Origin of the sequence: Thiocapsa imhoffii, assembly GCF_016583985.1 — a bacterium.
GTDB lineage: Bacteria > Pseudomonadota > Gammaproteobacteria > Chromatiales > Chromatiaceae > Thiocapsa > Thiocapsa imhoffii.
In genome coordinates, this window is the sequence record NZ_NRSD01000031.1 from 1 (window position 1) to 20,396 (window position 20,396).

At 62.0% G+C, this 20,396-nt stretch carries 15 protein-coding genes and 1 CRISPR repeat array; of the genes, 11 read left to right on the forward strand and 4 right to left on the reverse strand.

What is annotated here, in order from left to right:
• Positions 1–94: 94 nt before the first annotated feature.
• From CKO25_RS18850 to CKO25_RS18900, 11 genes are all read left to right on the forward strand, one after another.
• Positions 95–559 (forward strand): PIN domain-containing protein, encoded by a 465-nt coding sequence (locus tag CKO25_RS18850; protein WP_200389502.1) that lies wholly within the window; start codon positions 95–97, stop codon positions 557–559.
• Positions 560–822: 263 nt separating this feature from the next.
• A complete protein-coding gene (locus CKO25_RS18855) occupies positions 823–2,508 on the forward strand; it encodes a protein kinase domain-containing protein (protein WP_200389503.1) in 1,686 nt (561 codons plus the stop codon).
• 214 nt (positions 2,509–2,722) lie between these two features.
• A complete protein-coding gene (locus CKO25_RS18860) occupies positions 2,723–5,476 on the forward strand; it encodes an Lcl domain-containing protein (protein ID WP_200389504.1) in 2,754 nt (917 codons plus the stop codon).
• Between the two features lie 70 nt (positions 5,477–5,546).
• Positions 5,547–6,854 (forward strand): trypsin-like peptidase domain-containing protein, encoded by a 1,308-nt coding sequence (locus CKO25_RS18865; RefSeq protein WP_200389505.1) that lies wholly within the window; start codon positions 5,547–5,549, stop codon positions 6,852–6,854.
• Entirely contained in the window at positions 6,851–7,606 is a 756-nt protein-coding gene (locus tag CKO25_RS18870; RefSeq protein WP_200389506.1) for a PP2C family protein-serine/threonine phosphatase, read from the forward strand. Before CKO25_RS18865 ends, CKO25_RS18870 begins: the two co-directional genes overlap by 4 nt.
• On the forward strand, positions 7,603–8,376 hold the full coding sequence (locus tag CKO25_RS18875) for a YfaP family protein (RefSeq protein WP_200389507.1): 774 nt from the start codon (positions 7,603–7,605) through the stop codon (positions 8,374–8,376). Before CKO25_RS18870 ends, CKO25_RS18875 begins: the two co-directional genes overlap by 4 nt.
• 121 nt (positions 8,377–8,497) lie before the next feature.
• Positions 8,498–9,088 carry an FHA domain-containing protein gene (locus CKO25_RS18880; RefSeq protein ID WP_200389508.1) on the forward strand — a complete coding sequence of 197 codons (591 nt, stop codon included), beginning with the start codon at positions 8,498–8,500 and terminating at the stop codon, positions 9,086–9,088.
• On the forward strand, positions 9,085–10,833 hold the full coding sequence (locus CKO25_RS18885; RefSeq protein WP_200389509.1) for an FHA domain-containing protein: 1,749 nt from the start codon (positions 9,085–9,087) through the stop codon (positions 10,831–10,833). The genes CKO25_RS18880 and CKO25_RS18885 overlap by 4 nt, the downstream gene beginning before the upstream one ends.
• A complete protein-coding gene (locus CKO25_RS18890) occupies positions 10,827–12,035 on the forward strand; it encodes a PP2C family protein-serine/threonine phosphatase (protein WP_200389510.1) in 1,209 nt (402 codons plus the stop codon). The genes CKO25_RS18885 and CKO25_RS18890 overlap by 7 nt, the downstream gene beginning before the upstream one ends.
• Complete coding sequence (locus CKO25_RS18895) at positions 12,032–12,445, forward strand: FHA domain-containing protein (protein WP_200389511.1); 414 nt, start codon at positions 12,032–12,034, stop codon at positions 12,443–12,445. Before CKO25_RS18890 ends, CKO25_RS18895 begins: the two co-directional genes overlap by 4 nt.
• A complete protein-coding gene (locus CKO25_RS18900; RefSeq protein ID WP_338115179.1) occupies positions 12,442–13,248 on the forward strand; it encodes a MotA/TolQ/ExbB proton channel family protein in 807 nt (268 codons plus the stop codon). The genes CKO25_RS18895 and CKO25_RS18900 overlap by 4 nt, the downstream gene beginning before the upstream one ends.
• A gap of 277 nt (positions 13,249–13,525) precedes the next feature.
• Here the strand turns inward: CKO25_RS18900 and CKO25_RS18905 are convergent, their stop codons facing one another.
• The 4 genes from CKO25_RS18905 to csy3 all read right to left on the reverse strand — a co-directional run bounded on the left by CKO25_RS18905 (position 13,526) and on the right by csy3 (position 20,396).
• A complete protein-coding gene (locus CKO25_RS18905) occupies positions 13,526–14,278 on the reverse strand; it encodes a hypothetical protein (protein ID WP_200389512.1) in 753 nt (250 codons plus the stop codon).
• 198 nt (positions 14,279–14,476) lie between these two features.
• Positions 14,477–16,594, reverse strand: a complete 2,118-nt coding sequence (locus CKO25_RS18910; protein WP_242467748.1) for an AAA family ATPase — start codon at positions 16,592–16,594, stop codon at positions 14,477–14,479.
• A 1,112-nt stretch (positions 16,595–17,706) separates the two neighbouring features.
• Positions 17,707–18,515: direct repeats of the CRISPR family, unit length 28 nt; unit sequence TTTCTGAGCTGCCTATGCGGCAGTGAAC.
• 269 nt (positions 18,516–18,784) lie between these two features.
• Positions 18,785–19,348, reverse strand: a complete 564-nt coding sequence (gene cas6f / locus CKO25_RS18915) for a type I-F CRISPR-associated endoribonuclease Cas6/Csy4 (protein ID WP_200389513.1) — start codon at positions 19,346–19,348, stop codon at positions 18,785–18,787.
• Between the two features lie 4 nt (positions 19,349–19,352).
• A complete protein-coding gene (csy3, locus tag CKO25_RS18920; RefSeq protein ID WP_200389514.1) occupies positions 19,353–20,396 on the reverse strand; it encodes a type I-F CRISPR-associated protein Csy3 in 1,044 nt (347 codons plus the stop codon).

Here is a 20,396-nt window from a genome sequence, read left to right on the forward strand (position 1 = left end):
GCCTTAAAGAGCATTTCGGGTCCGGTTTCGCCATCGACGACACGGATGTTCTGGAGGATATTGCACTGGTGCGCGATCCGTCGGAGACTGGCACATGAAGCTGGTCATCAATGCCAGTCCACTGATTTTCTTAGCCAAGGTGGACGCGCTCACCCTCCTTCCGGATTGCTTCGAAGCACTCCTGATACCTCAGGCGGTTGTCGCCGAAATTGGTGCATTGCCCCTTCCGTCGTTCATTCGGGTGACGCCCCTATCTGACATCGGCAGCGCCTTCGTCCACGGGGCTATCGGCAGCCTTCATGCCGGCGAGTTGGAAGTCATGGTCCTGGCGAGAGACTCGGGCATCGGCCTGGTTGGGCTAGACGATCTACTGGCCCGACGCAAAGCTGAACAGATGGGCCTGCAACCCATCGGAACGATCGGCATCCTATTGCTTGCCCGCAAGCGCGGTTGCCTGAGCGCTTCTGACGCTTGGCGCAAGGTCGAAGCGCTGGTCAAGACGCATGGCCTGTATCTCTCGCCAGGAATACTCGAGACCGTTCGTGAGGCACTGTCGTAGCGTCTTTACTCGTCTCATTGCGTGCAGCATCGTGTTTATGATGCTCAGATCCGGTTTTCGACCGAGAGTTGTCGGCATCTGGGGTTGGGCAGATTCCTCCGCAACGACGACTTGTTCCCTTCGGCTTCGCGCTGGTCTGCCGATAGACGGCGTTCGTCCTGAAGCCCTTCAATCATGACCCTGTCGCGATCAAAACGCAGGCTCTGTGCTAGAGTTCGGAGAGTCGCGAACGGAATCCCAGGTTTTCAGGATCAACCGCACTCATGGACGCCGCATCCCCCTCCGCCTGCCCCCACTGTTTCGGCGACTTGAGCGCCACACCCTGTCCGCACTGCGGCTGGCGTCCGGGCGTCGACAACCCCGCGCCGGCGTTGGCCCTGGGCACCCTACTGGATGGACGGCACCGCATCGGCCGGGTGCTCGGCCATGGCGGGTTCGGCATCACCTATCTGGCGTGGGATGAGAACCTGCACCTGCGCCTGGCGATCAAGGAATACCTGCCACGCGACTGCGCCACGCGCGCCCCGGACGGGGTGAGTCTGGCGATCTACTCTGGCCAAGCGGGCGAGCAGTTCGCCTATGGGCTAGACCGCTTTCTGGAGGAGGCACGGGCGCTGGCCCGTTTCGATCAGCATCCCGGCATCGTCACCGTGAAGAGCTTCTTCCGTGCCCACGGCACCGGCTATTGCGTGATGGACTATGTCGAGGGGCTGACGCTCAAGCAGTATCTGGAGCGTCAACCCGGCGGACGGATCCCGGTCGAGCAGGCGTGGCGGTTGTTGCAACCCGTGATGGATGCGCTGCGCGCGGTGCATCAGGCTGGGCTGCTGCATCGGGATCTGTCACCGTACAACATCTACATCACGGGTCAGGGGCGGGTGAAGTTGTTGGACTTCGGCGCCGCGCGCTTTGCCGCCGGGGAGCACAGTCGCAGTCTCTCGATCATCCTCAAGCCCGGTTATGCGCCGGAAGAGCAGTACCGCACGCGTGGCAAGCAGGGGCCATGGACCGATGTCTACGGGTTGGCCGCGACGCTCTATCGCGCGATCACCGGGACGGTGCCGCCGGAGGCGCTGGATCGGTTGGATGAGGATGAGCTGGTGGCCCCATCGCAGCTCGGGATCGTCATCTCCTCAGATCAAGAGCGGGTTCTTTTAAAGGCGCTGGCGGTGAGAGCCGCCGCGCGGTATCCGACGATGCACGGCATGCAGGAGGCGTGGGGCGCGGTCGCACGCGCGCAAGAGAAGCCGGCGGCCAGCGCGCCGCGCCCTGAGTCGCCAAAACCTCCACCGGTTTCCGCGGCGCCGGCATCCGAGCCAGAAGGGGCATCGCCCAACCGCTCAGGGCGTTTTGGTCTCGGCGGGTTGCTGGTGATCATCGCGATCAGTGTGCTGGCCTTGGTGGGACTCAGCCAGATCGATGAGACAGACGATTCGCCTACGCCTTTGCGACCCGTTTCGCCGGATCTCATCTCCGGTCGCTACCAACCACTGGGTCCGGACGGCGCCATCATCGAGGACACCACCACCAACCTGCAGTGGATGCGGTGCAGCCAAGGCCAGCGGTGGAACGGCATCGCCTGCGACGGGAAAGCGGCGAGTCTGAATTGGGATGACGCGATGCGTCAGCCACAGGGGCTGTCTTTCGGCGGCCATGCCGATTGGCGCGTGCCGACGAGGAAAGAGTTGGTGACCCTGGTTTATTGCTCCAGTGGTCAGCCGAAGACGTGGAACGATACGGGGGCTCAGTGTACAGGAGACTTCGAGCGCCCGACCATCGACCACGTCGCCTTCCCAGATACGACAGCCCGGTGGTTTTGGTTGTGGTCTTCCTCGACCGGCGCGCTCTTTTCCGTCAACGCCTGGCGCGTGCACTTCTTCGACGGCCATGGCGGGTTCTACAGCAAGAGCGCCGACGTCCGCGTTCGGTTGGTGCGTGGCGGACAGTGATTTGCTTTTTGTGTTTTTTGCTCGGACCGTTCTCACCATCGCGGCATGTATTGCTGGCCTTGTTGATGCTTGCGAGACATCACCGCCCGTCCAGAACTGAGGCAGATCATCCCTTCGGTTGCGCATGGCTTATCTGCGTTAACCCGCGCAGACCGTGTGCTAAAGTTTGGGGGTCACGGCTGGGCCGCCCCCGTTATCAGGATCAACCGCACTCATGGACGCCGCATCTCCCTCCGCCTGCCCCCACTGCTTCGGCGACTTGAGCGCCACACCCTGTCCGCACTGCGGCTGGCGTCCGGGCGTCGACAACCCCGCGCCGGCGTTGGCCCTGGGCACCCTACTGGATGGACGGCACCGCATCGGCCGCGTGCTTGGCCATGGTGGGTTCGGCATCACTTATCTGGCGTGGGATGAGAACCTGCACCTGCGCCTGGCGATCAAGGAGTATCTGCCGCGCGACTGCGCCTCGCGTGCCCCGGACGGGGTGAGTCTGGCGGTCTACTCTGGCCAAGCGGGCGAACAGTTCGCCTATGGGCTGGATCGCTTTCTGGAGGAGGCACGGGCGCTGGCCCGTTTCGATCAGCATCCCGGCATCGTCACCGTCAAAAGCTTCTTCCGCGCGCACGGGACCGGCTATTGCGTGATGGATTATGTCGAGGGGCTGACGCTCAAGCAGTATCTGGAGCGTCAACCCGGCGGACGGATCCCGGTCGAGCAGGCGTGGCGGTTGCTGCAGCCCGTGATGGACGCGCTGCGCGCGGTGCACAAGGAAGGTCTGCTGCATCGGGATCTGTCACCGGACAACATCTACATCACGGGTCAGGGGCGGGTGAAGTTGTTGGACTTCGGCGCCGCGCGCTTTGCCGCCGGGGAGCACAGTCGCAGTCTCTCGATCATTCTTAAGCCCGGTTATGCGCCGGAAGAGCAGTACCGCACGCGTGGCAAGCAGGGGCCATGGACCGATGTCTACGGGTTGGCGGCGACGCTCTATCGGGCGATCACTGGGAGCGCCCCGCCGGAGGCGCTGGATCGGCTGGATGAGGATGAGCTGGTGGCTCCATCGCGGCTGGGGATCGCGATCACGCCGGAGCAGGAGGCGGTTTTGCTCACGGCGCTGGCGGTGAGAGCCGCCGCGCGGTATCCGACGATGCACGGCATGCAGGAGGCCTGGGGAGCGGGCGGCAACGCGACCGCCTCGACTCCGAAATCCGAGCCAGACGGTCCATCGTCTTCCAGTATGGCTATCAGTTCTCCCGAGCCGGTTTATGTCTCGACAGCAACACCGATGCGAAAAGGGCGGCTCGGCTGCGGTACCATTATCTTTGTTGCGGCAAGCTCATTACTGTTTCTGTTGATACTTGCCAACATAACGGCGCCTGAGTTCACGGATAGTTCATCTGGAACACGGTCCTCTAATACGCCCGCGCCCACGCCCTCACATCCACCCTTGTCCGAGACCTCGCCAGTGACTTCGCCTTCACGACCCGTTTCGCCGGATCTCATCTCCGGTCGCTACCAACCACTGGGTCCGGACGGCGCCATCATCGAGGACACCACCACCAACCTACAGTGGATGCGGTGCAGCCAAGGTCAGCATTGGAACGGCGACACCTGCGACGGAGCCGCGTTGAAGCTGACTTGGGATGACGCGATGCGGCAGCCACGGGGGCTGTCTTTCGGCGGCCATGCCGATTGGCGCGTGCCGACGAAGGAAGAGTTGGTGACCCTGGTTTATTGCTCCAGTGGCCAGCCTAAGACTTGGAATAATCGAGGTGATTCCTGTGGGGGTGGGTTTTCGCGTCCGACGATCGATCAAGTCGCCTTTCCGCGAGCAGGTGAAGCGTGGTTTTGGTCGTCTTCGCGCTTTGCCGGAAATTCCAACACCGCTTGGAGTGTCTACTTCGGTAATGGCTATATTGACAACTACGGTGAGAAAAACGCCTATTACGTGCGTCTCGTGCGCGGCGAGGGATACATTCATGACGCGACACTAACGACGCCACCAAAATCTCAATTGGTTCCTTCTAATTGCCCGCCCGAACTGTCCGATCTGGAACGGCAATTTATTGCAAACTTAGACCGGTTTGCTCTGACGAGCGACCCGTCAGGTGTGCATGCTAAGGGCACACTTGAGCAAATCCTATCGATATTGGAATCTGGCGAAAAGTGCATTTGGAGTGGAGTTTTACTAACTAAGGAAGAGATTAGATCAGCTGGTCTTAGTCAGATTTCGAAAAAATATATTGAGCTTTCTAATAGTGCTTTTTTACGTTCAAATTCTGATGACGCATGGAAATGGATTTCACTTGGAATAGAAATAGATCCAACCAGCGACGATCTTCGTGACCGTACCATTGATTTATGGAAACCAGAGGCAGATCAGGGTGATGCCATTGCACAGTTTTTTCTCGGGTGGATGTACGCGGAACGAGGTAACGATCAGGATGATGCTCGGGCCGTTGGCTGGTACCGTAAGGCAGCCGAGCAAGGAGATGTCGACGCGCAAGTCAATCTTGGCTGGATGTACGAGGAAGGCCGGGGCGTAGCGCAGGACGACCGGGCGGCGGCGAGCTGGTATCGCAAGGCCGCCGAGCAGGGGCACGCCGTCGCGCAATTTAATCTTGGCTTGATGTACGGGGAAGGCCGGGGCGTAGCGCAGGACGATCGTCAGGCGGTGAGCTGGTATCTCAAGGCCGCTGAGCAGGGGGATTTCGACGCGCAATTCAATCTCGGCTGGATGTACCAGGAAGGCCGGGGTGTAGCGCAGGACGATCGTCAGGCGGTGAGTTGGTATCGCAAGGCCGCTGAACAGGGGGATTCCGACGCGCAATTCAATCTCGGCTGGATGTACCAGGAAGGTCGCGGGGTGGCGCAGGACGACCGGGCGGCAGTGAGTTGGTATCGCAAGGCCGCCGAGCAGGGTGATTCTGAAGCCCAGCAAGCGCTCGATGCATTGCTCGGCCGTTAATGCAGCGCCGGTGGGCTCGTATGGTTGCCAAAGATACGAAACTGATCGGCGGGCGGATGGGTGAGGCGCCATGAGTCGCTCATTCCCTATTCTGCATGGCCTGTTTGTTGGGTGCGTCCTGGCGTTCTCATGGTTGACTTCTGCCTTGGCCGACGGGTCGGGCTTCACCGCTGCCATGAACGCGGTGACCGTGCGGGTGATCTGTCATCAGGCACCGGACTTCATCTCAACCGGTTCTGGATTCATCGTGGCCAACGGCCAGTATGCAGTCACGAACTGGCATGTCGTCGCCTGTACGGCGGACGGAGGTCAGGCTTCAGTCATGCTTGGCGCCAGTGACAGCGGTCTCGTCGAGGCATGGGTTCAAAGACATGATGAGAACAAGGATCTGGCGATTCTGCGTTTGGCGCGACGGGCCGATCGCCCGGATGCCCGTTTCGCAACAGCGGCGACCCTGCGCCAGCGCGATCCGGTGGTTGCGGTCGGATTTCCCGGCGATGCCGACGAGCTGGCTGAGTTGACGGCCCTGGCCGACCCGACCATGACGGTGGGGGTGGTCGGGCGCCTGTTGCCGCCGCCCGTCGATCCAACCCAAGGCCCGTGGCTGGTGCAGGTGAGCGCCGCGATCAATCCGGGCAACTCGGGCGGTCCCTTGTTCGACGAAGTGGGCCGGGTGGTCGGCGTCAATACACTCAAGGCCCAGGTCGAGGTGCCGACGCTCGGCGATGACGGCGACGTCGTGATGCGTCGGGTGCCGAGCGGCGAGGGCTTGGGTTGGGCGGTGCTCAGCGACAGCCTCCTGCCGATGCTCGACCAGGCCGGGATCCGCTATCGGGTCGACACCGGTCGTCCGTTTGCGCTGACGCGGTTATGGCATCGCGAGCCGGGGCTGCTGATCGCTTTGGTGCTGATCACCCTGATCGCGCTCGGGACGCTCGGGCTGATCGCCACGGCGCCCGGTCGGGCATTGGTGCGCGACCAATTGACCAGAATCCGACGCCCGGAGCGCCCCGTGCCTGCGATGCCTCCGGTATCGGCGGCGCGTCAGCCGATCCTGCGCGGACTCACCGGTCCCTACGCCGGGCAGGTGATCCCGTTGGGACGCGGATCCGTTGCGATCGGGCGTGATCCTGCCATGGTTCAGCTGGTGATCCCGCGCGATCAGGCGGCGATCAGCCAGCGCCATGCCTTGGTGGGTTACGATGAGGAACGGGGCGCGTTCTTGCTCCAAGACTGCTGGTCGACGAACGGGGTCTTTCTGATGCAGGGCGAGACCAAGGGGGCTGCGTTGGCGCCGGGGGATACCCGGACCCTTCGGGCGGGTGAGCGGTTTTGTCTCGCGACGCCTGAAATCAGCTTCGAGGTCGATCATCGATGACCCGCTGCGACTTCATCAGCGCGACTCTCTGTAAGGCCGGTGCGCGCGCGAACAACGAGGATGCCTACGGCGTTCGCGAGGATGACGATGGCGGCGTGTGGGTGGTCGCCGACGGGTTGGGCGGCCACGGTGGTGGCGAGGTCGCCGCGAGGATCGCCGTGGAGACGCTACTCGGCGCGCTGGATCCGGGCGCCGGGCTCGGTTCGGTTGATCTGATGGCGGTCTTGACCGACGCGGCCGGGGCGATTCGCGCCCGTCAGCGGGCCGAGCCGGCACTGAGTGGCATGCGCACCACGGTGGTCGTGCTGGCAAGCGACGGCGAGCATGCGCTCTGGGCACATCTAGGCGACAGCCGTCTGTACTGGTTTCGCGCGGGGCGGATCCTGGTACAGACCGAGGATCACAGTGTTCCGCAGGCGCTGGTGCGAGCCGGCGAGTTGGCACCGGAGGCGGTGCGTTTTCACGAGGACCGCAATCGATTGCTCCGCACGCTTGGCGATGAGAAACCGCTGCGTCCGGGTATTCCGGAGGCACCGTTAGCACTCGTTGACGGGGATGCGTGCTTGCTCTGTTCCGACGGGTTTTGGGAGTCGGTCACCGAGGCCGAGATGGAGGTCTCCTTGGCTAAGGCCGGCGACCCGGGGCAGTGGCTGACCTTGATGGAGAAGTGTCTACGCGGTCGGACTCATCCCGGTCAGGATAATTACACCGCGCTGGCGATCTGGTTCGAGAGGAGCGACGCGGCTCCATGATGCCGCGCCGGCAGTCCCTGAGCACCGTCAATCTGGCGATGCTCGATGTCATCGCGGGGGCGATGGCCGCCTTCCTGATCATTATGGTGATCTTGCTGCCCTACTACGACAAGGATGCGCTCGATCAACAGGCGCGGGTGGAGGTCTTGCAGCGGAGTGTCGCCGACCTCGAGGAGGCCCTGCGCTCCGCGCGGGCGGAGTCCGAGGCGGCGAGGGCGCACGCCGGACGGACGGCGGACGAGGCCGAGCTGCGTCGCACCATCGCCGAGCTGCGGGATGCACTGCGCGCCGCTCGGGCCGAGGCGGCGGCGTCCGACGCGCAGGCCGGCCGGGCCGAGGCGGAAGCGGAGCGTCAGGCGCAGCGCGCCGAGGACTTGGCGCGGCAGCTCGCCCGAACCTTCCTGGTCCTCTACGTGCGCTGGGACACGCTCGACGACGTTGACTTGCATGTGATCGACCCGAGCGGTGCGGAGTTCTATTGGGATGGACATAAGACCATCCCGGGACGCCCGGGCGAGCTGAGTGAGGACAGCATCATCGGCCCAGGCAACGAGGTGTGGGAGATCCGCGACGCCCCCGCGGGCGAGTACCGGATCGAGGTCAAGCTCTACGGGATTCGCGATGCCCGTAAGCCGGTGGTGGTCCGAGGGCGCTTGTTCCACCGTGACGGCAGTGTCGTGTTCAATGATGTGAACCTGTCCCGTCTTGGCGAGCGGCGACGTATTGCAACCATCCGAGTGGATGAGCGGGGCGGTGTGTCGATGCGATGAGTGGTTTGAACGGTGATCGACCGACGCGACTGGGGTTCGCAAGCGCACCCAAGCCTTCTCCGAAGTCCCGCACCCCGAACCTAGTGTGAATTGAACCCTTGAGGATGATGGAGATCGTGACATGACGATGGTGTCCTGCGGCAGCGGCCATTTCTACAACGACGAGGAGCACACGAGCTGTCCGTTCTGCGGTGTGGCCTTGGATCTGGGCGCAACGCGACCGCTGCAGGGTGTCGTCGAGGACAGTCGTCCGGTGGCTGATCCCGGACATACGCGCGCTATCGGGACACCGCCGCGCGCTGCGCTGGATCGCGACCCGGGCGTGACGCGGCATGTCTGGGCCAAGCGGATGGGCGGGGTCGATCCCGTGGTCGGCTGGCTGGTGTGTGTCGAGGGGCCGGAGCGCGGTCGAGATTATCGCTTGCACACCGAGCGCAACTTCATCGGCCGTGCCCCGACCATGGATGTCGCCATCACCGGGGACGCGACCGTGAGCCGCGAGAACCACGCGGTCATCAGCTTCAACCCCAAGCGGCAGAGCTTCCGTTTGGCGCCCGGCGGCAGTCGCGGTCTGGTTTATCTGAACGACGAGGAGGTCACGCTCGCCGTTGAGTTGAACCCCTATGATCGGATCGAGCTCGGCGAGACGACGCTCTTGTTCATGCCCTTTTGCGGCGAATCCTTTAGTTGGCCGGTCGAGGCTAAACCATGACTACCGAGGGTCGGTACGCCGGCGCTCGGCCGCTGCGCATGCGGTTGTCTGCCGGCTTGATCGCGGGCCTGTTGCTGGCTGGGTCGACGTCGGCGCTGCTGGCTGAGGCCGGCTTGGACCCACAGCCGGGTCCGCCGGACGCCGTGCCGACCAGTCTACGTTTGGTCCAGGCGCTGGCCGAGGGGACCGATCTCACGGCCTATGTGACGGTGCGCGACGAGACCGGTGATCCGGTCCCGGGCGGCGGGATCGGACCGCTGCAAGCCACGCTTGGCGCGCATCCAGCCGAAGTCATTTCCGTCACGCCCTTCGCCGAGACCGGCGAGGGTGTCCTCTATGTCTTTCTGGTGGATATCTCGGCATCGCTCGATGCGGCCCAATTCGGCCGCATCCGCGACGCGCTGCACGATTGGGTCGGCGCGATGGGCGAACATGACCAGGCCGCGATCCTGACCTTCGGCACCGACGTTCGCACCGTCGTTGCGCCGACGGACGAGCGTGCCCGGCTGACCGCGGCGCTGGACGCGCTGGAGGCAAGGGATCCGCGCACCGCCTTTCACGAGGCCTTGGCGCAGGGGCTTGCCCTCGGGCAACAACGCGGTGAGCGGCTGCCGACGAGCCGCGCACTGGTGATCCTGAGCGACGGGCTCGACGACGCGCCGGGTGGAATGACGATCGAGGAGGTTGAGGCGCGCTTAGCGGACAGCCCGGTGCCTATTTATGCCATCGGGTTCAGTCGTGTGCGGGATGCGGCGCAACGGGAGCGGGGTCTCGCCACCATGGGACGGTTCGCCCGTCGCTCGGGTGGGATGTTTGTCGACGCCAGCTCGGGAGAGCCCGGCTTGGCCTATCCCGCGATGCGCGAGGCCATCCGCGCCGTGGAGCGCGTGCACCTGCGCTGCCCAACCTGTGTTGCCGACGGCACTCGTTATCGCTTGCGGATTGCGCTGACCGTTGAGGGTCTGACCCTGGCCGATAGCGTGGACGTGCGGCTCTATCCGCTGGCCGCTGCGGGCCTTGCCCCTGATGAGGCGACCGCACCGGACGAACCTGCTCCGGTGTCTGGAGACGATCAGCCGCCTGAGCCCGACGCGCAGGCCGGTGTAGAGAACAACGAGCCGTCAACGGTACCGGCACCACCCGCCGCGCAGGTGAACGGGGCTGGCGGCATCGAGTCGGCGGAGGCGGAAGATCCGCTCCAGCGGCTGCACTCTGGTGTGCCCTGGTGGATCGGTGTTCCGGTTGCTGCGGCGCTGGCGATGCTCTTGGGTCTGCTGATTCACCGGCGTCGCCGCCGCTCGGCGCCCTCCGTCGATGCAACGATTCCCAATAATCCGCTCGAGGGGCTTGATCCCGTCGATCCCGTCGATCCGGCTGGGGTTCGACCACCCGGGCCGCCGATCCCAGAGCCACCGCATCCCCCGCGTGTTGCGGGGCCGTCGGTGGCACTGACCTTCAAGAGCGGTGCGCGCCGCGGCGAGTTGGTTCGGCTCCTCCTCGCGCCTTCGGCGCTCATCGGTCGCTCCGGCGGCTGCGACCTGGCGCTGTGCGATGACGATGAGGTCTCGGCACACCATGCACGTCTGACGGCCCAGGCGGGGCGAGTCCTGTTGGCGGACGTTGGCTCGACCAATGGCACCCTGCTCAACGGCGTCCCGTTGGCCGCGCCCACGCCGCTGCACGATGGCGATGTCATACGAGTTGGACAGACCGAGCTGCATGTTGGAGGGATCGGAGCATGGTGAGTCGACCGGTGTCGTCCGCTGCCGCCACAGTGCGTCTGGATGATGGCGAGGCGGATGACGCTGCGGTGCCTGCTTCCACCAACCTCCTTGAGGAGATACCGATCCTGCGACCGGGCAACGCTCAATGGATCGGCGCGCGCACCGATCAGCAGGACGCCTTTGCCTTCGACGGTTGCGCGGTCACCGGCGCGCATCCGGCGGGCACCGTGCTGGTGGTCTTAGCCGACGGGATGGGCGGACTGCAGGCCGGACGCGAGGCCAGCCGGATTGCAGTCGCGACTTTTCGCTCCAGCTTCGCTGCGCAGCCGTGTGATGTGCCGGTAGCCAAGGCGTTGGATACAGCCCTGCGCGCGGCAAACCAGGTCGTCCATGACCTGGCACTGGCGACCGCCGGCGAGGCTGAGGTCGGCACCACCCTCGTGGCGGTCGCTGTCCACGAGTCCCGGCTCCACTGGGTCAGTGTCGGCGACAGCCGGCTCTATCTGTATAGCGGTGCCACCCGATCGCTCACCCGCTGTACCGAAGACCACAATGTGGCCCGCGAGCTTCAGGAGCAGGTCAACGTGGGCGACATGACAGCGGATGAGGCGATGGCGCATCCGGATCGCGAGGCGCTCACCAGCTTCCTGGGTCTGGCGCAGATTCCATTGGTCGACCGCAATCGGCGTGCGCTGGCGCTGCAACCCGGCGACCGGTTGCTGTTGTGCAGCGACGGTGTCGATGGAGTCTTGACACTCGATGAGTTGGCGGGCCCGCTAGCGGGCGATCCGCAAGTCGCCGCGGATGCCCTGATCGAGCAGGTGCGCGCGCGCGCACTTGAGCATCAGGACAACGCGACGGTCGCGGTGCTGGCCTACGATCTGACCACCGCGCCCGAGGTCACGTCGGCCCCGCCAGACCTGCCGCGTCGCAGCCGACGGCTTGCCGTTGTCGCAGTGTCGCTTGTGCTGGCTCTGGGTGCGGGCACGTCCGCTTGGTTCGGTTGGACCTGGTGGCAAGCACAATCCGAGGCCCATCCGACGGACTCATCCAGTCCAATTGCACCGCTGCCGGACGAGGTCGCGCGTGAGGAGGAGGGCGTCGTGTCCCCCGAGTCGATCTCGAGCGATTCGAGCGAGGTGGTCTTGCAGCCCGGCGAGTCTGAGCGAGATGCCCCGACCCCTTTGGATGCGCCCGTCGACGTCATGCCGGAGTCCGAATGAGCAGGCCCCGGCACACCTTCTCGATCGGTCGGGAGCGGACTTGTGATCTCCCGCTGGCCGATGATTCGGTGAGTGCGCGACATGCGGAGCTCACCTTCCTCGAGGGCGGGAAGCTCCTTTTAACCGACTGCAAAAGCACCAACGGCACCTTTCTGCTCGGATCCGACGAACAGCCTCGGCGGATCCACCAAAGCCTGGTGTCTCCACTGGATCGGGTGCGTTTTGGAGTGGTGACGCTGGAAGTCCGTGCGCTCGTCGAGGCATTGCGCCTGAAATCGGCGGTCCCGGCCACGCCCGCTGACCCCCAACCGGGGGACGGCTCGCCCCTGGCGCAGGGGCGTCGCCTGATCCGCTGCGTCTGCGGTTGCGTGAAGTCCGCCGGCACCTCCTGTCCGGAGTGCGGCCAGTGACGCAGCTCTCTACGATCCTGTGGAAACAGCCCCGGCGAACGGCCATCCTGGCGCTCGCGATCGTAGCCGGGATGCTCTTCATCGGCATTCTCACGCTCGCCTTGCCCGCCGGCAGCCCGGCCGCGATACTGCTGCTCGATCATCAAGCCAACCCGCCGCCCGGTTATCCCTTTGTCTATCCCTTCACGGTTCAGAACCTCACGCATCTGATCCTGTTCATCGGATTGGGCGAGGTCTTCTGCCGCTGGCGCAGCGCGGTCCACGAGCACGCAATGCTCGACGAGGGCCTGTTGCCGCAAGCCTACGAGGTGGTGCTGCAATCCCATGACCTACCGGCCATCCGCGCGCGGGTGGCAAATCGGCACGACGGCGAGCAGGGCTTCCTGCCCGGCCTGGTCGATCTGTGCATCCTGCAGTTTCAGGCCAGCCGCTCGGTCGATCAGACCGTCAGCGTCCTCAACAGCAGCCTGGAACTCATGGCGCACCGCGTGGACCTGCGCTATAGCCTGCTGCGCTATCTGGTCTGGCTGATCCCCACCGTTGGATTCATCGGGACCGTGATCGGCATCGCGCTCGCCTTGGCGATGATCGACCCGACCGCCGAGACCCAACCGCTCGGGGAGATCGCCCGCGCCTTGGGCGTGAGCTTCTACACGACCCTGGTCGCCCTGGTCGAAAGCGCGATCCTGGTCCTGCTGCTGCATCTGGTGCAGGCGCGCGAAGAGCTAGCCATCAATCAGGCGGGACACTACACCTTGGTGAATCTGATCAATCGATTGTATCCGGGGCCATTAAAGCTTTAATCAATCGACTTGCTGTTGAAGTCGCCGCCGAAGCCGTCTCAATCAACGCTTATTCTGATACTGAGCATCGCCTTCAGGACGTAACCCTCCATGCCCTTGAGGTTTTCGAACATCAGCGTATCGATTGGCTTACCAATGGCGGCATCCACGCGCACCGGATGGGGTAGGGCGATGATGGAAGGATCGTTTCGCTCTTTATTGAATCTTAGTCAAGCGCGGATGTGGATTCATTACAAATCGTCTTCATGAATGGCTCCATCCACGTTTTTCAGACGACTTAAACAATCAAGGCGTCCTCACCAGGGAGCAGAGCCGAACCGCCTTCCGAACAGGGACGAATGTACAAACCTGCCCGAAACATTCGATTCCAAATCTGCTCCCGCTTTTCCAGCGGCAAACGTCGATCGACAAGCTCCTGGATGGCAGCGATGAAGATAATATCCTTTTCAAATTTATCCGGGTTCCATTGCTTTAGCATTTCTTCGTAATCGTTCGCCTCGCCCTCATACAGTTTCCAACAACGTCCGCTCTTCTTTTCTACGAGTTTCTTCCCGCACACCCAGAACAGACTTTGTTCCCCGGCCATTTTGTAAGACGCAGCCTGTCGTTCAGCAAAAGCGAGTGCCTTAGGGTCACCTTTTTCACGAAGTCGCCGAAGTCGGTCATCAATAGTCATGCGGTCACTGACAAGCACGAGTTCAGTCTTGAAGGACGATGTCTCGCACGAGCGTGCGATGTAGAACCACTCGACATTGGCTAGCATATCGTAGATGACATTGGCAGCAATCAATGTGAGCAGTACGGATCTGTACTGTGCATCCCCGTATAGCCATTCCTGAACAGGCAGCAGAAGCACCAGGAGAGCGTAGACTAGCAGAACCGCATTGACTCCAAGAAGGCTGAGCAAATTGCGCAGACGATGCATCCCGACATAGTTGGCCCAAACCGCTCTTAGATAGGCGCCCGTGAATATAAATGTGTGGAACGCTTCATTATTCGAATCAAGGTATTTTTGCTTCAGATCGAACATGTGTGTGTCTCAGAGCAATTCAATGTTGGCAGGGTGGGGCATAGGGACAGTCAGGTCCTGTTGGTAACCGTGTTGCGACTCCGTTTGCCGACGCGGATCAGGCGGAACAGTACAGTGCATGCGGTGCACTCCAGTCGTGAGTGAAAACGCACGCGCAGCCGGTTTTTTCAACCGGCTGCGCGTGGTGAGGTGTCATGGTTAGAGATTGGCCATGAATCCCATGGGACGTGCCAGCGTGGTCTCTGCTCCGCTCACCTCGGCGATCAGGGCATCAAGGAGGCGTTGTGGTGTGAGTGGCTGCTGGAGTAGACGCTGGCGACGCATCACCGTCGCAAACGTGCCGGGAGTCAGGGTGTCGAGCGCCGCCAGCCTGTTTTGCCACCACTGCGATTGCGTCAGGCGCTGACCGGCTTGTCGCAGGGTGACTCTGAACAGGAGCCAGGCCTGTTCAGGACGGAGATAGCCAAAGCGAATCTTCAGATCGAAACGGCGCAAGGCCGCTGCATCGAAGGACTCGAACAGGTTGGTCGAGGCAATGAACAGGCCGTCGTAGGACTCGAGCTGCACCAGCAACTCGTTCACCTGCGTGACCTCCCAAGCTTGTCGTGCGAAGCGCCGATCACGCAGAAAACTGTCAGCTTCATCGAGCAGCAAGACTGCCCGTGATGCTGAGGCCTCTTCGAACAGGCCTGCGATCTGTTGCTCCGACCCACCAACGAACGCCGACAGGAGGTCGGAGGCGCGTTTGAGCAAGACCGGACGCTTGAGCGTCCGGGCCACGTAGGCGCCGAATGCCGTCTTCCCGGTCCCGGGTGGTCCGCTCAGAACCAGCCGACCGCGTGGATCCCGTTGCAGGCTCCGAAGCAGCGCTAGGAGGTCCTGGTCGGCGTTCAGGTACTCCGGGCGATAGTCGAGCACATCGTTGCGTGTGCGTGACGGCAGACGCCCTTGTCCCATTGCGTTCAAGCTGGCGTTCAGAAGGGTGTCTAGCGCCGCTTCGCGCTGTGGCACGCGGCGATAGCCCGCCGACGCAACCGTTCGCACCGCCTGGCAGAGCAACGCGGGGGAGAGCCCTGGATGAGCGGCGGCCCGCATGCACCAGTCGGCGGAAATCCCCAGCCTTCGCGTTTGACTAACGATCATCCGTTTGCGCACGGGAAGCGGGGGCAGGCCAACCTCGATGACTTGGGTGAAGCGACGCACGTACGCTTCGTCGAACCCCGCCAGGCCGTTGCAGACCCAGATCGTTGGTCGAGGGTTGGTTTCCAGGGCGTCGTTGATCCAACCCTTGGTCAGGTCTGCGTTGCCGAGGTGGATGCTGAGTTGCGTCGGGAACGCATCCTCGACCTCGTCGAACAACAACAGCGCGTCCTCGCGGTGGGCGAGCACGTTCTGCGCCAGCCGATACCCACGCATCCGCTTTGCGCCATCGAGCGGGTCGCCTTGCTCGTCCGCGCACGGCACGGCATACAGCGCGACATCAAGGGCTGCTGCCAGCACGCGTGCGAGCTCCGACTTGCCGCTGCCGGGTGGTCCGTACAGGAGGATGTTCACTCCGACAGTCTGCGCACGCAGTCCGGCGGCGAGCGTCTTGCGGGTCAGCCCAGCCGCGAGGCGCAGATAGGGATAGTCTCGTAACGAGAGCGTCGGTGGAGCGGCGACGGGCACCCAGCGCGAGAGCAATGCGTCGATCGTATCCTCGCCACCGCACAGGGCCTCGACAACTCCTGGCAACAGTTCGAAGTGCTCATGCAGCCTCACGCGACTGTTTCGGTTGGTGCTCACCAATCCCGATCGCAGCAAGGTTCCGTTCGGGGCCAGCGCCGTGCGCATCGCGGCGTCACTCGCACCCAAGATGCGGGCGCTGACATTGACCAAGCCGACATGCTCAAGCTCACCGAATGCCTTGGCCGCCAGTTTTGCGAGACACGGACGCAGAGACAGCAGTGTGGCGAACCCGAGCACCCGCTGCTCGGTAACCGACAGCCCCACCTGGCTTGCAAACTGCTCCAAACTTCGGTCGAGGGCCTCACCAAAGCGGCCATCGAATCGCCCGACGTCATCACGGCGTGCCACCAGTCGCTGGTGGATGTCCGGGATATGCGTCGCGTCGGGCGACAGATCCGGGACGCCCAAGAACTGAAGCAGTCGCGAACCCGACATCATCTGTGGCAGGACTTGCAGGACGCGTGATAGCCCGCTGCCGTCAAAGAGTACAGCGAACGCTAAGCGCATGACGGACCGCTCATCAATCTCTAGATTCGGTTCGAAGGGATGATCTGACTCGTTGAAAAACTCGAGAATTGGGACAGGCATAGGACGCAGGACTCATCCAAGAAGGGGGACACCGAAGAATCGGCGTGCCAAGAACAGACGTATTGTTGCTTCATGATGACGTATACGATATCGAGATTAACTAAAGGCAAAGACTTCGATTCTGAAATCATTGCGCTAGGTGTTTGGAGGCATAGAGGGGTCGCCGAAGCGACCAATGGTGTCGATTCTCGGCAAGGGGCGAGTGCCGAAGCGTTACACCAAGGCCAAGGGTAGGATGTGACGAGGTTGTGTCAGAGCGTTCTCGGTGCGACGCTCTAGAACCGTTGTCATCTGGGAATAGTATGGGAGTATCGATCATGAGGTTACGGGGTCATCCATATTGGAGCGACCGCTGATGTAACTGCCTGGCGGCATTAGATACGTTCGCCGAAGCGAATAAAGTATTGCTGGTGATGCCAGCTGTAGGACTTAGGAGCCGCAGTGTCTGGCTTGTGCCAGGTGCGGAAGGGGATGACGCGCTCAGTTCATGAGCTTGCCTGGGAGGAGACGGTCTACACTAAAAATGTAGATCCATCGTGTTGTCTTGACAAACGCAGGGACGAGGTCGTTTGACACGCCGTCTCGCTGACAGAAGCACCTTGGTGCTAGCTTTTGCGGGACGCCTAGACCTCATTCTGCGCATTCAGGTTGTTAAAGATAAGGGATCCCAGAACTCTGCAAGAGATCCGAACCTTTGGATTCTGGCATAGCACAAGAGGCAGCGTCAATAGGGTCGCACGGTTTTCGGCTTGACCTAAAGAACAGGATACGGCGACAGAAACTGCAGATTGGGCATGTCTCGAGAGCTCAAGATGTCGCAGATTGGCGCGCAGATCGGTTTCGCAGCCCATAGGGATGGTCATGGGCGAAGTATGACCGACAGTGCTCTGCACGCAACACAAGCCCGTAACGTCTTGGCCTCGATCTCCCCGGCCTTGATGAGCTGCTGCCAGCGCGTCGCACCACGCCCCGCCAGCCGACCTGATCCGGTGGGTGCTCTTGAGACCTGCTCGATAGTTAACCAAGCGCCAGGGTGTGCTAGTGCTCCTACGTGAATCCGACGGCCCCGGCCAAATGGCGGTGGAATACGCAGCTAGATCTCGATAGCTTCCTTTCTGAGCTGCCTATGCGGCAGTGAACGCAGTTACCGGGTCGAACTGGCTTATGGATCGTTTCTGAGCTGCCTATGCGGCAGTGAACGCGATCGCAGGACATCGAAAGCGTCTATGCGCTTTCTGAGCTGCCTATGCGGCAGTGAACAACACGAGGAGGCACCCAAGCGCCGCGGAAACATTCTGAGCTGCCTATGCGGCAGTGAACTCAAGAGGCACGTCAAGATTTCGATGCCATTTATTCTGAGCTGCCTATGCGGCAGTGAACGATGAGATCCGCGGGCTCAAGATGTCCACTGATTTCTGAGCTGCCTATGCGGCAGTGAACCTGTAGGCCTCGAGGCCGTGACCGTTGTCGTCTTTCTGAGCTGCCTATGCGGCAGTGAACTAGCCGAGGCTCATCATTCCGGCGCGCATTCCTTTCTGAGCTGCCTATGCGGCAGTGAACAATCCGTATTACCGCCCGTTCTTTAGCGCAATTTTCTGAGCTGCCTATGCGGCAGTGAACAAATCCCGCTCGCTGAACGCCGTATCCCAGGATTTCTGAGCTGCCTATGCGGCAGTGAACGACCAGCGCTCAACCTCTCCGTCTGCCACTGAATTTCTGAGCTGCCTATGCGGCAGTGAACCTACGAAGCCAATGCTGCCGCGCTCGCCTCCTTTTCTGAGCTGCCTATGCGGCAGTGAACCGAACGACGCCCACTCCGGCGCGATCTCCCACTTTCTGAGCTGCCTATGCGGCAGTGAACGCGCAAGGCAGCGAGTCGCGCAGTCTGGCCCATTTCTGAGCTGCCTATGCGGCAGTGAACTACAGCGATAGTTTCCTAACACCATATTTTTAAAGAACTTGCGGCGAAATTCAAACGCCAACCAAAATATTTCCGAGTCTCGTAAGCTTATGATTCTACGAGCCATGCATCGCTGGTAAAAAAAAGGGTCCGGCAATCCCTGTTGGGACGCCAGACCCTTCCGACTGGTGCCGTGCTCTTCAGCAACTAGGTTTCGGTGCACGAGCACATCGACCGAACTCCTCGCGACGAGCTGATCGGGCCGATGGCCATCGCTATCGACCCGAAATTTAGAACCAGGGCAAAGTAGCCGTAGCGCTGAGACCATAGTGACTGAAACTGCCGGGAATGGGCGGCCCAGGGCGAACCTCTTGGTCGATAAACAGTCTGAAGCGCTGGCCGGTGCTGATACTGCGGACCTCAAGCCAGGGCAGCGACAGGCGTTTGCCGTCGCGCATGGGCTGACGAACAAGTGCGGTCTCGGGACTCAAACCATGGCGTCGAATCAAACGTCGCCGCAAGCGTGCCGGGCTGCTTTTGGCCTGGACACGGCGCACCAGCACGCTTTGGTCTGTCACCGGGGTCAGTGTGATCGGGCCGACCGCAACGTGGTCTCGCATGCCGCTCATCCAGGGACGAACAGCAAGGGCGTCGAGCGCGACGGCGCTGCCATGGATGCGCAGTCGATTTCCAAGCCCCGGCAACTTGGCGTCGTAGCCGGGGAATGAGATGCCGGTTCGGGGCTCCGGCAGATCCACGAGTGCCCGGTGTAGCTTCGCGAACAAGGCGCTCAGCAACACCGTCGTTGGGAACTCGGGGTCGGGCAGCAGCCGCAACTCCTGGTAATGGTCCATGGCGTTAGGCCTTCTCGGCGTCGCCGAATACGCCGCCACGGATCAGGTTGGCCATCACGAAGTGCTGCTGCTCAAGGGCTGGGGCTTCATCTTTTAACACCCAGCGGTCGAGCAAGGTATAGAAATCAACCTTTTGTTTGGGTTGACGATAGGCTTTGCCCTGCGATGTCACCGAGCCGTAGGGTTCGACCGCGATGGGTCCGAGACCTTCGGTCGCATCCGGATACCAGGTGTCGATGGTACGTAGCGCGTTACCCAGTTTCTGCGAATGAATTCCCGCAACTCCCTGCACGCCATAGAGCGTCTTGCTCTTCTTGCTGTTGCCCTTGTCGAGGATCAGTTCCTGGGAGGGATACACTTCCTGCCCCGCGCCCACGCGGGCAAAAGCGGTTACCTGAAGCAGCACATGGGTTTTCCCAGCCAAGCCTTGGGTGATCAGAGCGGCCAAGGCCTGTAAGTCGTTTTTGGCATCCACCGTGGCGTCGAAATCGCGCAGCGACAATTTCAAGCTCTCGAAGGTCCAGGTCGTGATGGCTTGGCCTTGGGAGAGGTGCTGCACGCGTGTTTCTACCTGCTCGGCGCCCAAGCGATTACGCCAAAGGAAACGGGCATTCGCCAGATTGTGCGCATAGCGGCGACCAAGTTCGCTGAAGCCGTTGTCCTCCGCATAACCCTTGACCGTGCTTAACAGCTTGGCTTGATAGTCGGCGTTATTGCAAGCCGAGGGTGTTCCGGCACCACCCAGAACCCGAAGCGTGAAGCTCACCTTGAGCGTGTCGGCATCGGCGGGCAACGTGGCCACGTCCACCGTCTGCAGATTCGGGTTCTCGATCGCTGCATCGAGCTTGGCTGGATCCTGATCTTTCGTTTTCAGGCGATTCGAGATCGTACCTCGAACCGACTTTTCTCGGACGGTGATCGGTGTCCAGGCTGACGAGCTGTCGCGTTGACTCCAATCCCCTGCGAAGAGCAACCCATCGGACGGATCGAGCTTACGTTCGAACGCAAGCACAGAAGCGGTTTTCAGTGTGGTGTCTTTAGCGGCCAT